Source organism: Runella salmonicolor (genome assembly GCF_024158025.1).
Taxonomy (GTDB): domain Bacteria; phylum Bacteroidota; class Bacteroidia; order Cytophagales; family Spirosomataceae; genus Runella; species Runella salmonicolor.
In genome coordinates, this window is record NZ_JAMZEL010000001.1 from 792,870 (window position 1) to 809,319 (window position 16,450).

Sequence of the window (16,450 nt, forward strand, 5' to 3'; positions counted from 1 at the left end):
CCCATAAGTATAGCCACAAGGGTTATTTTTATCCAAAATCATGCAAATTAAAAACAAAAAGTACCATTCAGCCTAGTTTAGTTGTTCATGGCTAAATGGTACTTTTTTGAGAAAAGGCACTTCACTTTTGAGGTCCCGAGCGGATTCGAACCGCTGTACGAGCTTTTGCAGAGCTCTGCCTAGCCACTCGGCCACAGGACCTTTTATTGTTTTTTAAATTGTTAGTCTGCTATGACTTTTTACAGCCGTAAATATCATAACAAACTAACAATTTAGCAAGTCAGGGATTGAAAAATTACTCAGCCGACGCTTCTTTTGCTACTTTTTTGGTAGCAGCCGCCTTTTTCTTTTTCTCACCTTCTTCCATTTGTTCTTTCAAAGCAGAAAGTGCTTCCAAATCACCTAGAGTCGCTTTTTCAGCATCTTTTGGTTTTTCGGCTTTAGGAGCTTTTGGTTTTTCTTCTACCTTAGGCTCTTCTTTTTCCTGCCAAGTTTTTGTATGTGAAAGCACAATACGTTTTTCGTCTTTCAAGAATTCAGCTACTTTGAAATCAAGAGATTCTCCGATTTCTCCGACGGTTCCGTCTTCCTTCGCCAAGTTTTTAAGGATACATACTCCTTCGATACCGTAAGGCAATTCGAGAGTTGCAACTTTGTCTCCTTTGGCAACAATTGTACACTTATGTACTGAACCTACCGCAAATACCGATTCAAAAGTATCCCAAGGATTTTCTTCAAGGTGCTTGTGGCTCAAAGATAAACGGCGGTTGTCGGCATCCAATTCAAGAACCATTACTTCAAGTTCTTCACCTACTTTGATGAAGTCACTTGGGTGTTTGATTTTCTTGGTCCAAGAAAGGTCAGATACGTGAACTAGGCCATCGATACCTTCTTCGAGTTCGAGGAAGAGACCGAAGTTAGTCAAGTTACGAACGACGCCTTTGTGAACAGTACCTACTGCATATTTCTCAATGATTTCTTGACGAGTCCATGGATCAGCGGTGAGTTGCTTCAAGCCAAGCGACATTTTGCGTTCGTTGCGGTCAAGGGTCAATACCACAGCTTCTACTTCGTCACCAATCTTCAAGAAGTCTTGCGGGTTACGCAAGTGCTGAGACCATGACATTTCTGAAACGTGAATCAAACCTTCAACGCCTGGCATGATTTCAAGGAATGCACCGTAATCTGCTACGTTTACAACTTTACCTTTCACGCGTGAACCGATTTCAATTTCTTGAGAAAGAGCTTCCCAAGGATGAGCCTGCAATTGCTTCATGCCCAATGAAATACGCTTCTTATCTTCGTCGAAGTCAAGAACTACAACGTTGATTTTTTGGTCAAGGTGCAACAAATCTGAAGGATCGTTGATACGTCCCCATGAAATGTCGGTAATGTGCAACAAACCATCTACGCCACCAAGGTCGATAAATACCCCAAACTTGGTCATGTTCTTGATTACTCCTTCGAGTACTTGACCACGCTCCAAGTTGGTAAGAATCTGCTGACGTTGTGCTTCGAGGTCTTTCTCGATTAATACTTTGTGTGAAACAACCACGTTGTTGTTGGCGTGATTGATTTTCACCACTTTCACTTCCATTTTCTTGCCGACGAAGATGTCGAAGTCACGAATTGGCTTAACGTCAATCTGTGAACCTGGCAAGAACGCTTCGATGCTGTAAATATCAACAATAAGACCACCTTTGGTACGACGTTTTACGAAACCGTCAATCACCAAGTCATGATCAAATGATTTTTGAATATTATCCCAAGCAGTGATAACTCTCGCTTTTTTGCGAGAAAGCACTAACTGTCCGTTAGGGTCTTCCTGATTTTCAATGTATACTTCAATTTCGTCGCCGATTTTCAGGTCCGTCAAATCACGGAATTCTGAACGCGGTACGATACCGTCTGATTTTGAACCAATGTTCAAAATCACTTCGCGGTCATTCATACCGACCACGATTCCTTTTACTACCTCTTTTTCGGCAACGGGAGAGATTGTACCGTTGATAAGTTGCTCCAACTGGGCTTTTTCAGAAGCGGAATATCCACTACCAAAGCCTCTGTTGTCGGCTCTGTCCCAGTCAAAATCAGTTAATTGAGCTTTACTCATAATGTAGTTTTGAAATTGCCCTCTCGTACATCAGCCAATGGGCAAAATGGCTGAAATTTGGTGAAACAAACGATTGCCTTTGCAAACGGAGTGCAAAAGTAGAAAATCCCACCGGAAAAAGCAATTTTTTTTACGAGACCTTTTCTCTTTTTGAAAGAAAAGGCATCCACGAATCATCGGTAGCGCCAGAATAATCCCGTAAAAACATGATGAATGAAGGTTTGAAGGGACGATGACGCATAGGCATTGACGCTTCTTCTGGGGTGTAATCGCCTTTGCGTGCATTGCAACGCTTGCAGGCCGTCACCAGATTGTCCCAACTGGTACGCCCACCGCGCGATTTTGGTAAAACATGGTCCAAGGTCAATTCGCCATGCAAACCGCAATAAACACACTGGTGACCATCCCGTTTGAAGATATTTTGCCGCGTCATCATTACGCCTTTGTAAGGCAAGTGGATATAACGATGAAGGCGAATGACCGTCGGCATTGGAAACTCCGTACTGACGGTGCGCAAAAAATAGTTTGAAGATTCCGCTACTAATTCAGCCTTGTTGAGATAGACAAGCAAGAAGGCTTTTGGAACGGAGCAAATGCTCAACGCGGAGTAATCTTGATTAAGGATTAAGACTTTCCTACCCATACCGTTACAAAGGGTTTTTTAGGTTTTCGAAAGTTACAACATTTATCGTAATAAACTGTCGGGTTTGAGTTTTGTTGTGTTAAAAAATCTTTATTTACCCTTTCTATTATATATAATCCACTCTTTTTCAAAATATTATCTCTTCTTTGACTTCTACCGTCCCGATTCATTTTATCCTTTTTTTAAACCGTTTAACATTTTTTTTTATGAATTTCTTGCTCACTAAACAGTGTTCATTATATTTGCATCGTTTATATTAAATGAAGTATTTTGTATTGAACTATGGGCATTCAGGAAAGAAAAGAACGGGAAAAAGAAGACATGCGGCGTCTGATTTTGGAGGCAGCCCGAAAATTATTTTTGGAACAAGGCTACGAAAAGACCAGCATTCGTAACATTGCCGATGCCATTGAGTACAGCCCAGGCACGATTTATCTCTACTACAAAGACAAAAATGAATTGCTGTTTGCATTGCACGAAGAAGCATTCTTAAAAATGATGCAGCAATTAATCACCGTGACGCATATAAGCGACCCTTTTGAACGGTTGATTGAGATGGGGCACCAATACATCAAATATGCTATCGAAAATCCCGAACTCTACGATTTGATGTTCATCATGCAAGCACCCATGGAAACACTCGCGTGCCGGGACGAAATTTGGGAAGATGGCTTAAAATCGTTTGGCCTCCTAAAATTGGTCATCGAAGATTGCGTAAAGGCGGGTTATTTTAAAGAAACCAATATTGAAATAATGGCCATGACTATCTGGGCTTATATGCACGGGCTGGTCACGATTTATCTCAAAAATCGAATGAGTATGTTTAAAGATGACCAGCAATTAGAACGTATTCAAGAGTCTTTTCAATTGTTTATCAAAATGATTAAAACGTCTTTGTAACCGATTGCTAAATGTTTAATTCAATGAAACCCATTCTTGCACTCATTGATATTTTGATTTTTGCATTCATCGCCTCCATTCACTTTTATTGGGCGTTTGGCGGGCGTCGCTGGAGTAAATTAGCCATTCCGACCTCAAGCGGTAGCCAACAAAAACCTTTGTTCACGCCAGGACCTTTGTCAACAATGGCCGTCGGAATAGGTCTTCTCTGCTTTGCGTGGATTCTTGCAGTGAAAGCGGGGTTTATAAATAGCTCGTTGCTGTCTGATAGCGCCATTACATATATTTCAATCGGCATTGCAATTATTTTTTTCCTCCGCGCCATTGGAGAATTCAACTACGTAGGCTTTTTCAAAAAAATAAAACAGACCGAATTTGGGCAAATGGATACTCGTTACTATTCTCCTTTATGCCTACTTATCAGCTTTATCATTCTCGTTATCAATTATTATTAAAATCACTCTGTAAACAGCCATGAAAACACTCCTCACTTTTGAAGACATCGGCGAATTTGTGCTCGCGGTCTTTTTGTTCAGCCGCCTAGAATATGCCTGGTGGTGGTTTCCCGCCCTTTTGTTACTCCCTGACCTAAGCATGATAGGCTACTTAGTCAACACCCGAATCGGGGCATATCTCTATAACTTCGTGCACCACAAAGCCTTGGGAATCAGCGTTGCTTTGGTTGGATTCTCTTTGACTTCTTCGACATTGATGTTGGCAGGAGTTATCTTGTTCGCCCATTCTGCGATGGACCGTATTTTTGGTTATGGTCTAAAATACACCGATTCCTTCAAGCACACTCATTTAGGATGGATTGGAAAATAACTTTTTTTTACCCTTTCACTAAACACTGTTCATTTTATAAGATATGATAAGGATATACTACACTATGTTTCTGCTCCTGATGAGCATTGGCATACAAGCCCAGCATTCGGCTATTTTGGAGGAATATGTTCAGGAAGGATTAAAAAATAACCTCGCCCTGAAACAAGAGAATCTGGAAATTCAAAAAGTGCTCGAAAATATTCAACAGGCAAAAGCTTTGTTCTATCCTCGCGTCACTTTTGCGCCTACCTATTCGTTGGCTGCTGGCGGACGCCGGTTGCAGTTTCCCGTCGGCGATTTACTCAATCCAGTATACAGCACGCTCAATAAGCTAACCCAAACAAGCGTATTTCCACAAATTGATAACGTTGACGAGTTGTTAGCTCCCAACAACTTTCACGACACCAAAATCAGCGTTCAGTACTCCATTTACAACCCTGAAATTCAGTACAATTACCTGATACAGAAAACGCTACTGACCGCGCAGGAAGCCAAGAAGAAAGTGTACGAAAATGAACTTCGGCACACCATTGAGGGTGCGTATTATCAATACTTACAGGCATCTGAAGCCATTAAAATTTTTGGAAATGCGCAAAAAACGCTCAATGAGCTGGTACGCCTGAATCAGAAATTGGTCAACAATAACGTACTGACCAAAGACGCCGTCATTGGCGCTGAATACGAAATCAGCAAACTAAACCAACAGCTCGCGGTAGCAACCAAAAACCGTGAAACGGCGAAGGCTTACTTTAACTTTCTGTTAAACAGAGAATTGAGCGCAGGGGTTTTGGTTGACTCAACGAATCTGATTCCCGCCGCGGCCTATGAATCTTTAGATAAACTGAGTGAATCTGCCCTGCAAAACCGTCAGGAATTAAATCAACTCGACCAATCCATTTTAGCGTCTAAAACGGCCATTATCCTTCAGGAAAAAGCCGCCAAACGCCCATCGGTGTTTATTGGTGGCAATACGGGTTTTCAGGGATTTGGCTATACGTTCAATCAACAGGCATACGGAGTGGCCCAACTCGGCTTGACTTGGGATTTATTTAAAGGATACGAACGCAAATCCAAAATTCAAGGCGCCAAAATTCAGACCGAATTGCTCAAAACCAAAAAGCTAGAAGTAGAAAAACAGATAGAACTGCAAGTTACTCAGGCATTTCTTGAACTTCAGGCCACCCGAGAAAATCTAAAACTGGTTCAGGACGGCGTCAACAAAGCAACGCAATATTTCAGCGTCATTGACAGTCGATACCGAAACAACAATGTGCTTTACATTGAATGGATTAAAGCCCAAAACGAAGTCGTAACGGCTCATTTGCAACAGTCGCTCGCGCGTTTTGATGTGTTAATCAAAGAATCATTGCTAAATAAAGTGACCGCCCACTAATCGCCCCCATCTTCTCAACTAAAAAAATGATTTTATAACGCATACAATCATGAAACAATACTCATTCATCATTACCCTTTTTCTGCTTGTAGCCTGCGGAAAACAGGAAGAAAAAAAAGCCGACAACGCCATGGGCGACGAAACGGTCGTTCCTGTAAAACTTGAAAAAGTAACGCAAACCGTTCGCTCCGAATCCATTAGTGCCTCTGGCTTGGTAGCTTCGTCGGAAGAAGCCAAGCTGTCGTTTAAAATCGGGGGCATCATTCAAAAAATCTTTGTAGAGGAAGGACAAAAAGTCCGCAAAGGACAAGTACTGGCGTCGTTAAACATGACCGAAATCGACGCACAGGTGAGTCAGGCTAAATTCGGGGTTGAAAAAGCCGAGCGCGATTTTAAACGCGTTGAAAATATGCTCAAAGACACCGCCGCCACGCTCGAACAAATGCAAAACGCTACCACGGGCTTTGATGTAGCGAAACAAAGCCTGCAAATTGCGCAGTTCAACCGCTCGTATGCCCAAATAACGTCCCCAATTGACGGAGCCGTTATCAAAAAAATGGCCAATGAAGGCGAATTAACTGGACCAGGAACCCCGATTTTTTACATTACCTCCAATCGTCAAAGCGACTGGGTGGTGCGCGTGGGAGTTTCAGACAAAGACTGGGCACGCTTGAAAATAGGCGACAAAGCAAATGTCTCGTTGGATGCCTACCCCACCGAAACGTTTACGGGAACCGTTACAAAATTGGCGCCTGCCGCCGACCCCATGAACAAACTTTACGAAATTGAGGTCCGCATTAACCCCAACGGCCAACGATTTGCGTCTGGGCTTTTTGCCAAAGTAGAGCTTAAACCCGTACAGAATCGCAATTATATCATGGTACCCATCGAGGCCATCGTTGAAGGCAACGGACAGGACGCTTTTGTGTACGTTTTGGATGACTCACGCAAGAAAGTGAAACGGCTACCCATCCGCATTGGGTTTGTAGATGGCGATAAAGTACTGGTGACCAATGGTTTGGAAGGCATTACGGAGGTAGTTACCTCGGGAAGTGCTTTTCTGACCGAATCTTCCAATGTAATCATCAAATAGACCACACCTACACCGATGAATCTTTCAGAATTTTCCGTCAAGAACTGGCAGTTTATGCTGGTGATGTTTGTGGGAGTGGTAGCGCTTGGGCTCAACTCCCTCTTTAATATGCCCCGCGCCGAAGACCCTACGTTTGAGGCTCCTACGTTTGTGATTACGGTGATTTATCCCGGCACCGACCCCAAAGACATGGAGGAATTGGTCGTTGACCCCGTCGAAAAACGCCTCAATGAACTCAAAGACGTTAAAAATATCCGTACCACCATCGACGACGGGCTCGCCGTATTTATGCTGGAATACGAATACGCGGTCGATAATGATGAAAAAAAACAGGAGATAGCCCGCGAAGTAAATTCTATGCGCAGCATTTTACCCACTGATATTTTTGATATTCGTTACTTCCAATTCGACCCCGGCTTGGTCAATATAGTTCAGGTAGCCTTGGTTTCGGAGGTAGCTTCGTACAAAGAAATGGCCGATTATTCCGAAAAACTACGGAAGACATTGGAGAAAATCAAAGACCTACGGAGCGTAAAAGATTACGGTTTTCCGAAAGAAAACGTACGTGTTTCGCTCAACATCGAGAAAATGGCGCAAGAAGGCATTGCCATCAACCGGGTATTGGGGGCATTGCAGGCCGAAAACCTCAACATTCCTGCGGGTAGCGTGCAAGAAGGGGCACGGCGATTCAACGTCAAGACCAGCGGTGATTATGAGTCGTTGGAACAAATGCGCAACACGATTGTGTCCACCAACGGTCAGAAAATCATTTACTTAAGAGACATCGCCGACGTTGATTTCAATTACGAAGAAGAAACCAACCTTACCCGCCTCAACGGCCGACGTGCGGTCTTGGTAGCGGCGGCCCAAAAAACGGGAAAAAACATCACAGAAACGGGAAAAGTGCTTAATGCAAGTTTGACCGAATTTGAGAAAACGATGCCCAAGCACATCAAAATGGTCAAATATTTCGACCAATCGGTGAGTGTTGACCGTCGTTTAGGCCGCTTTGCCAAAGACTTCGGCATTGCCATTCTGCTCGTGGCGCTTACGCTCCTCCCCCTCGGCTTACGGGCGGCGGTGGTCGTCATGATTTCGATTCCGCTTTCCTTGGCCATCGGTCTCACCGCCGTCGACTATCTAGGCTATAGCATCAATCAATTGAGCGTAGTAGGGTTGATTGTGGCGTTGGGGATATTGGTGGACGACTCCATTGTGGTCGTCGAAAACATTGAGCGCTGGATGCGCGATGGTTTTTCCAAACGCGAAGCCGCCGTCAAAGCCACCAAACAAATCACATTGGCCGTAATTGGCTGTACTGTTACGCTGATTTTAGCCTTTTTACCGCTGTTGTTTTTACCCGAAGCCTCGGGGGATTTTATCCGAAGTTTGCCCATGGCCGTTGCCATGACGATTTTGGCTTCGATGGTAGTTTCGCTCACGATTGTTCCCTTTTTGAGCAGCCGTTTGTTGGAAAACAGCCATAATCCCGAAGGAAATATTTTTCTGAGAGCGTTGAAAAAAGTCATTTCAGGTTCGTACAGCAAGTTGCTCAACTGGGCGCTGCGGCATCCGCTTCCTACGCTTTTATTCGCGGGATTACTGTTCGGGATGTCGTTATACATTCCCAAAATCATCGGATTCGGATTGTTTCCAAAATCGGAGAAACCCATGTTCAGAATTACGTTGGAAACGCCCGAAGGCAGTAGTCTAACCGAAACCAACCGCGTGGCGCGTACCGTAGAAAATGAATTAAAGCGTATTAGCGAAGTGAAATTTTTCTCTACGAGCGTCGGGCGTGGCAATCCACGAATGTACTACAACGTCATTGAACGCTCAGAGTCAAGCAACTACGCGGAGGTATTTGTACAGTTACAGGACGAAATTCACCCGCCAGAAAAAGAAAAAATCATTGACCAACTGCGCGACCGCCTGCGCTACGTGCCCAATGCCAACGTGGAAGTTGTGGATTTTGAGCAAGGCCCCAACACCGAAGCGCCCGTGGCAATTCGGGTCATGGGTGAGGATTTGGAAAAACTTCGCAGTGTGGCCGCCGACGTAGAAAAAGTCTTAAAAGAAACGCCGGGCACGATTTACGTTAAAAATCCCCTGACCACGCGCCGTACCGACTTACGGGTAAAAATCAATAAAGAAAAAGCGGGATTGTTGGGAATATCAGTTGCCGACATCAACCGCACCGTTCGTTTGGCGATTGCAGGGTTAAACATCGGAACCTTCAAAGATGAAAATGGCGACGATTACGGCATCAACGTTACCCTTCCCAAAGGAAAAACAACTACCCCCGATGTATTGAACAATCTGTACGTGAACACCTTAACTGGTGCAGCAATTCCATTGCGTCAGGTGGCGGATATTCAGTTTGAAACCTCAACCAATCAAATCCGACACTACGACCGCGACCGTTTTGTCACAATTTCGGCCTTTGTAAAAAGCGGTTATTTGGTAGATAATGTGTACAAAGACATCATTAGCAAGCTTGATAAATATAAATTCCCCAACGATTTTAGCTACGTAGCCGCCGGCGAACTGGAAGCTCGTCAAAAATCGTTCGGCGGCTTAGGAACCATCATTCTCATCACCGCTTTCGGGTTTCTGGGGGTTTTAATCTTAGAATTTGGGAATTTCAAGAGTTCATTGATTGTGCTTTCGGTCATTCCATTGGGTATCATTGGGGCTTTTACGATGCTGTGGATTGTGGGCTACCCACTCTCATTTGTGGCCGTAATTGGGCTTATTGCCTTGATTGGAATTGAGGTCAAGAACTCTATTTTGCTCGTTGATTTCACCAATCAACTCCGCGAAGAAGGTGTTCCGTTGATTGAGGCCATTCAAGAAGCGGGCGAGATTCGATTTGTGCCTATCGTACTTACTTCACTAACGGCCATTGGTGGATTAATCCCCTTGGCCATTGAAGGGAACCCGCTTTATTCGCCGTTGGCTTGGGTTTTGATTGGCGGACTCATCAGTTCAACCTTACTTTCGCGCATCGTTACGCCCGTATTGTACCGCCTGATTCCGCCTAGGGTGGAAGTAAAAAAGCAGGAAGTTGAGAGCTAAAATTATCTCTAACAAAAAGCCCCGCTTGGTTTCATCAGGCGGGGCTTTTTTTATTCTACATTGATTTCTATCGCTTCATCGCCACCCGATACAGCACCGCTCCCATCGCCGCAAACATAACCGCGCCCAAGAGTTGATAACCGCCTTCGCCGATAAAAGATGCCAAAACGGGTTCAAGATTAATTTTAGCCAAAGCATTGAAAATAGAATCATTGACCGAAAGTAAAGCCACAACAACGCCCGCCAAAGCACCACCTGCCACCAAGCCCGTTGAAAAGAGATTTCCTTTTCCCAAATCAGCGTCTTCTTCTTCGATGCCTTTGCGTTTGGCATTCCAATTCACAAAGGCTTTCACGCAACCACCCGCAAAAATGGGTAAGGTCGTCGAAAGAGGAAGATAAAGCCCTACGGCAAACGATAGGGCATTAACACCCATTATTTCGATGGTAATGGCCGTAAAAACGCCCACCAATACAAACTGCCAATCCAAATTAAACGACAATAATCCTTTGATAAGCGTTGCCATGAGCGTACCCTGCGGAGCGGGAAATTTGTCAGTTCCGATGGCGTGCTGAATGCCCTGCGCCACCAAATCGGGCGTGGGCGTATCGAGCAACTTGACCGTTGCCCCAATCACCAAAGACGAAACAATGACCCCGATAAAGAGCGCTATTTGCTGGTACTTGGGCGTAGCTCCGACCAAATACCCCGTTTTTAAGTCTTGTGATGTATTTCCTGCGTTGGCGGCAGCGATGCAAATCATCCCGCCAATCACCAACACCGCTGGCTCATACAATTTACCCGTTAATCCAAACCCGATGAATACCAACGACGTCGCCATAATCGTCGCAATGGTCATGCCCGAAACTGGCGATGAACTTGAACCGATAATACCCACAATCCGGCTCGCGACCGTCACGAAGAAAAAGCCAAACACCACCACCAAAACGGCAATCAGCAATTTGGTCAACCAACCATCGCCGGGGATTTGGGGCAAAATGACCATCAATACCACCAACGCCAAGCATCCGAAAATCACCACTTTAAACGACAAATCCTGCTCTGTACGGACGCGAGCACCTTCATTGCCCGCTTTCATTGAAGCCAAGCTTTGCTGAAACGAAGAAATAATCGTGGGAATACTTTTCAGCAACGCCATAAAACCGCCCGCTGCCACAGCTCCCGCGCCAATTTGGCGAATATATGCGCGATAAATAGCCGCCGCCGTATCGTTAAAGCTATGTGTGGCGGGATTCCACCCACCAGGACCACCCGACGTAGCGAGGTCTTTGAGGTAACCGAGTTTGATTAATTGCTCAGCAATGGTATCACCCGGAACAAGTGTTGCCAAAAGCGGAATCAATCCCAACCAAGCCAATAAACCCCCGCCGACCAACACCGCCGAAATCCGAAAACCAATAATATACCCAACGCCCAAATATTCGGGCGTGATTTCACCGCTGACCACCGCCGATGGAAAGATTTTACTGGCTTGCTCAGAAGCTATTCGAGGCACTTCGGCAATCACGTGCAGGATTTTCTGAAAAAATGCATACAGCATGGCAAGGCCCAAGCCCTGATAGGCCGTTTTGGCCAAATCACCGCCTTTTTCGCCCGCAATCAGCACCGAGCCGCAGGCGGTTCCTTCGGGGTATGGAAGGGTACCGTGTTCTTGCACAATCAACGAGCGCCGCAACGGAATCATCATCAATGTCCCCAAAATTCCGCCCAAAATGGCCAACGTTAAAATTGTCCAATAGTTGAAAAAATCGGCTCCGATACTTTTTCCTTCTTCGGTCGTGGATAAAAAAAGAAAACCGGGCAAGGTAAATACCACACCTGACGCGATGGATTCGCCCGCCGAACCCGTGGTTTGAATAATGTTATTTTCCAGAATGGTGGTACCCAAATACTTGCGTCCGAGCGAAATCGCCAAGACCGCTATCGGGATAGAAGCCGACACTGACAGCCCAGCTTTGAGCGACAAATAAACCGTGGCAGCCCCAAATAAAACACCGAAAAGAATGCCCACCACGACCGACTTTACGGTAAATTCGGCCATGTTTTGCTCGTTGGGCACGTAGGGTTTGAAGTCTTTGATTTCCATGAAGTGAAGGTTTAGGGAGGTATGTTTGGCACTAAATATAACCTATAAAGCCATTATTACTTCCATCTAACATAGAAAAGGCGAGCAATTAGCCCGCCTCTTCCAATGAATCACAATATTTACCGCCGAATCAGCACCTTTTGGGTTTGGATTCTTTCAGGTCCTTTCAGTTGAATCAAATACATCCCCACTGGCTGTTGAGATACATCCATGCTGAAAAAGTTGGTTCCTGATTCCGCACGTTCTTCATTGTTTTGCAACATCCTGCCCTGCATATCCCATAATTGCAGCTGAACCTTTTCGGGCTTGGGTGCAAAGTACTTGAGCGTAATCGGTCCCTCAGAAGGATTAGGATACACCAACAATTCGTTTGATTCTTCCGTCAATTCCTCATCGGCTAAACGAGCATTGTTAACGGTTGTTAGACGAATATTATCCAAATAGGCTGTCACGGTACTGGCCGAATTGTTCTGAATCGTAATCCTTTTAATGACCGACGGATTACCCAATTGGCTCATATTCAGCACAATTTCCGACCATGTATTGGCTTTTGTCGTAAACGTGTAATTTCCGATCGCCGCGCCTGTGTCGTCAGTTTGTACATAAACCAGCAGACTGCTCGCTGCCGTACCCCGTACCCAAAAACGCAAGACGGTCGACGCGTTAGTACTGATGCCATCAACGTGGCGCAAAGATACCCCTCCAGTAGAGGCAATATCCGCACGGAGCGATTTACTGCCCACCCGCACAGGGTTGGTGTTGGCAAAGTTTCTCGTGCTGTTCCATGACCAATCGCTCCAATTTGCATTGAGGGTTTCGTCATAAACCACTGGACTCAAACAGGCATTCGTTTTTACACTTAACGCGCTGCTTGCCGCCGAGACATTGCCCACTGCATCCTTTGCCTTCACGGTAAAGCTGTAAGTGGTATTACAGGTTAAACCCGTTATTACTAATGAGTTTGTTGTAACGTTACCATTCACCAATACGCCACCTCTGTACACTTCGTAAGCCACCACGCCTACATTATCGGTCGAGGCGACCCAACCGAGCGTAAAACCCGTTTGGGTTTTATTGGTAGCCGTAAGCCCAGAAGGGACGCTCGGCGCCTGGGTATCAGCGCAAGAAGAGGTGTTAACATTCAGCGCATTGCTGCTCGACGATACATTTCCAGCGGCATCTTTGGCTTTTACGGTAAACGAGTAGACAGTATTACAGGTTAAACCGGTGATGTTTAAAGAAGTGGCGGTGACGTTGCCGTTCACCAACGTGGCTCCCCGATACACTTCATAGGCCGCTACGCCCACGTTGTCGGTCGAAGCCGTCCACGAAAGCGTCAAACTATTTTGCGTAATGGCTGAGGCCGAAAGGTTAGCGGGCGTTGTGGGGGCCTGTGTATCGGTAGTCGCCCCAGTTTCTACCCTGATTTGGTCGAAATAAGGCGTGATGTTATTGGCAGAATTGTTCTGAAAATTGATACGTTTAATCGTGGCAGGATTGCCCATTTGCGCCATATTGACCGTTATTTCTTTCCATTGATTCGCATCGGTCGTAAAAGCATAAGAAGCGGGCTGCGGCGACGAATCATCCGTTTGAACGAAGAAAAGCATGTTATTTACGGCGGTACTGTACACCCAAAACTTCATAACCGTGTTGGAATTGGTCGTCAGAGCAGTGGCCTGTCGCAGCGATAAACCACCCCAACCCGCAAAATCGACCCGAATGGAATTGACACCAGTTTGTACGGGAGAGGTATTGGCATAATTTCGGGTCGAACTCCACGACCAGTCTTCCCAGCCTGCGGCAAGGGCGTCGTCGTAAATGATAGTCCCCGTAGGACAGGCCGCCGTTGTGACGTTCAGGGCGCTACTGCTTGATGACACATTTCCCGCCGCATCCTTGGCTTTTACCGTAAATGAATAGGCGGTATTGCAGGTCAAACCCGTAATATTCAAAGATGTTGTGGTAATATTGCCATTCACCAACGTTGCTCCTCGGTACACTTCATACGCGGTTACGGCCACGTTGTCGGTCGAAGCCATCCACGAAAGCGTCAAACTTGATGCCGAAACATTGGACGCGGCAACGCTTGTCGGCACACTTGGCGCTTGAGTGTCGCAGGCCGCAGTGGTTGCATTCGCAGCATTGCTCGCGGTCGACACATTTCCCGCCGCATCTTTGGCTTTTACCGTAAACGAATAGGACGTGTTGCAGGTTAAACCCGTAACGTTGAAGCTCGTGCCTATCACATTTCCGTTGAGCAAATTGCCTCCCTGATACACTTCGTAGGCGCTTACTCCTACATTGTCGGTTGAGGCAGTCCACGATAAAGTCAGACTTGTGGAGGCTACGTTGGACACCGTGAGGTTGGTCGGGGTCGTCGGCGCTTGGGTGTCAGCAGACGCCGTTGTACTCATCACCCGCCCCAACAACATGATATATGCGGCCTGACTGTAAATAGCCGGCTCCGTGATTTCCCAAGAGTTTTCGGGAGAACCATTATTCCACTCTTTATACGCTTTTTGGGGCGGTTGGTTGGTAATGTTGGCCACGCTTCCGCTGTAACTTTTGTTAGGCCCGCCTGTTACATAGCCCGGGGCAGGGCCATAGGCAGATGTTTGTACATTATCCCACACAGTTCCGTTGGTAAACCACGTGTGGTAAATCTCGTTCACGCTGTTTTCAGCACCCGCCACCGACATGTTGGAAAGCATCACCAAGTTCATCGGATTAACGCCGTTCATCCAGTGCAGGTACTGCTCCGCCACCTCGCGGTATTGGGCATGGCTCGACGGGTTGAGGTTAAACGTAACAAAATCAAGATTTAAAATCCCCGAGTTAGCGCGCACCTGATTGCTCCCCCAATGATGCTGCGCATCGGCCATGTATGCCCGATAAAGGTCTGTACCATTGTTATAATCATTGAGAGAAAACAAGTAATTCATCCCTGCTTTTTGGTTACGAATATTGGTTACCACCGCACTAGAAGCGCCCGAAAGGGTCGTATAACGCAAAAACGCCAATTGCTGAGGCATCCAGTAAGGTCCCCACCAGTTTCCGTTGTAAGGTTTTACGAATGTATATTGTGACTCAACAAACGTTTTGTACTCGGCTTTTCCAGTGGCCTCGTAAAGGTATACTGCCGTCACAAACGCGCTTCCCAATTGGTCCTCGCCCGTGCGGTCCGAATCACCCGATTTTATATCTCCGTCGTCGCAACTTGTTTCAAACGTTGTAAAGTTGTTGGTCGTTATTTTAGCGCGGTTCCAAGCGGCCTCGGCGCGCGCAATGAGGTCATTTCCGTAGGTAAGCAAAGACGGGTGCGTTTTGAAGGTTTGCCCAGTCACGGCAAACATCGCGGCCCCTGCCAAGGTGGCAGAAGTACATTCTGGCAAATAATAGCGCGGGCGGGTGTCGGTACTGGGAGGAGATACTTCATTGTAATTATCAACGCCCACTTTTAAGAAAAAACCGTTGGTACCTGTAGCATCCTGCATTCTTTTCAGAAAGTCCAGCTCGTACTTGAGTTCATCCAATACGTCTGGAATTCCATTGCCCGACTCTGGAATGGCGTAATTATCTTTAAAAGCATTGGGGTTTATTCGGTAAGCTTCTGCCAGTTGAATCACCGCACTTTCGGCAAAGGTGGTGTATTTATTTACATCGCCCGCGTCCATCCAGCCTCCGTGGAGGTCTTTGGCGGTGGCGGCATTCCCTTTGTTGAATCGGCTCGTGGCAAAACGATCCTGATTGGCCCCTTCGTAACTGGCACCGTCGGCCCATTTGGCGTCGGTGTAAGGCGTTTGTTTGGCAAAATTGAGCCGTTGATAATAAAACATCCGTACGGCATGTTTCATGGCCTCGTCGTACACATTGTCGCCAATGTCAAAACGGTAAGAGCCTACATTGTTGGCAATGTCAAAAATATAATACGAGCCCGGCGTGGTAATACTCGAAAAATCAAATGACCACCCTCGGTCACCCGACTGAGCGTGGGTGGCACCACCGCCCCATACCTGAAGCGTTCCGCTCATCATCACGGCGTCGTCACTCCAGCGGCGTACCTGATATTGATTGGCCCCCGTACCGGGCGTAAACGATTCAGCTGCATTGTACCCCGTCTGAGGGTCAGCAACCACCACTACTTTTCGGGAAGCGGGCAAGTAGCCAAATTGGTCAATTTTAATGTACGGAGTTATTTGGGTCGGCGCGGCCCACAAAGTACCGCAGGCGGTCAGCCACAGCAATGTCCAATAAAGCAAATGCCTTCGAGATAGATGATTTTTCATTTTCATTGA

At 46.2% G+C, this 16,450-nt stretch carries 10 protein-coding genes and 1 tRNA gene; 6 read left to right on the forward strand and 5 right to left on the reverse strand.

Going from position 1 to position 16,450, the window contains the following annotated elements; translation table 11 throughout:
- Positions 1-130 precede the first annotated feature (130 nt).
- The 3 genes from NCI00_RS03315 to NCI00_RS03325 all read right to left on the reverse strand — a co-directional run bounded on the left by NCI00_RS03315 (position 131) and on the right by NCI00_RS03325 (position 2,756).
- A tRNA-Cys gene (locus NCI00_RS03315) sits at positions 131-201 on the reverse strand.
- Positions 202-295: 94 nt separating this feature from the next.
- Positions 296-2,113, reverse strand: coding sequence for a 30S ribosomal protein S1 (gene rpsA / locus NCI00_RS03320; protein WP_114462994.1), 1,818 nt, complete (start codon positions 2,111-2,113; stop codon positions 296-298).
- Between the two features lie 130 nt (positions 2,114-2,243).
- Positions 2,244-2,756, reverse strand: coding sequence for an HNH endonuclease (locus NCI00_RS03325; RefSeq protein ID WP_114462995.1), 513 nt, complete (start codon positions 2,754-2,756; stop codon positions 2,244-2,246).
- A 282-nt stretch (positions 2,757-3,038) separates the two neighbouring features.
- Between NCI00_RS03325 and NCI00_RS03330 the strand changes: the two genes are divergently transcribed.
- The 6 genes from NCI00_RS03330 (at position 3,039) to NCI00_RS03355 (ending at position 10,045) form a co-directional block, all read left to right on the forward strand.
- Positions 3,039-3,656 carry a TetR/AcrR family transcriptional regulator gene (locus NCI00_RS03330; protein WP_114066994.1) on the forward strand — a complete coding sequence of 206 codons (618 nt, stop codon included), beginning with the start codon at positions 3,039-3,041 and terminating at the stop codon, positions 3,654-3,656.
- 23 nt (positions 3,657-3,679) lie between these two features.
- Entirely contained in the window at positions 3,680-4,111 is a 432-nt protein-coding gene (locus NCI00_RS03335; RefSeq protein WP_162793718.1) for a DUF3995 domain-containing protein, read from the forward strand.
- A gap of 19 nt (positions 4,112-4,130) precedes the next feature.
- Positions 4,131-4,481 carry a DUF4260 domain-containing protein gene (locus tag NCI00_RS03340; protein ID WP_253524990.1) on the forward strand — a complete coding sequence of 117 codons (351 nt, stop codon included), beginning with the start codon at positions 4,131-4,133 and terminating at the stop codon, positions 4,479-4,481.
- 64 nt (positions 4,482-4,545) lie between these two features.
- The gene (locus NCI00_RS03345) at positions 4,546-5,874 is read left to right on the forward strand and encodes a TolC family protein (protein WP_253524992.1); all 1,329 of its coding nucleotides are present in this window, start codon (positions 4,546-4,548) and stop codon (positions 5,872-5,874) included.
- Between the two features lie 49 nt (positions 5,875-5,923).
- Positions 5,924-6,967, forward strand: a complete 1,044-nt coding sequence (locus NCI00_RS03350; RefSeq protein ID WP_253524994.1) for an efflux RND transporter periplasmic adaptor subunit — start codon at positions 5,924-5,926, stop codon at positions 6,965-6,967.
- Between the two features lie 15 nt (positions 6,968-6,982).
- Positions 6,983-10,045, forward strand: a complete 3,063-nt coding sequence (locus tag NCI00_RS03355) for an efflux RND transporter permease subunit (protein WP_253524996.1) — start codon at positions 6,983-6,985, stop codon at positions 10,043-10,045.
- A 67-nt stretch (positions 10,046-10,112) separates the two neighbouring features.
- Here the strand turns inward: NCI00_RS03355 and NCI00_RS03360 are convergent, their stop codons facing one another.
- A complete protein-coding gene (locus tag NCI00_RS03360) occupies positions 10,113-12,152 on the reverse strand; it encodes an OPT family oligopeptide transporter (RefSeq protein WP_253524998.1) in 2,040 nt (679 codons plus the stop codon).
- Positions 12,153-12,271: 119 nt separating this feature from the next.
- Positions 12,272-16,441 carry a glycoside hydrolase family 9 protein gene (locus NCI00_RS03365; protein WP_253525000.1) on the reverse strand — a complete coding sequence of 1,390 codons (4,170 nt, stop codon included), beginning with the start codon at positions 16,439-16,441 and terminating at the stop codon, positions 12,272-12,274.
- Positions 16,442-16,450: the final 9 nt, after the last annotated feature.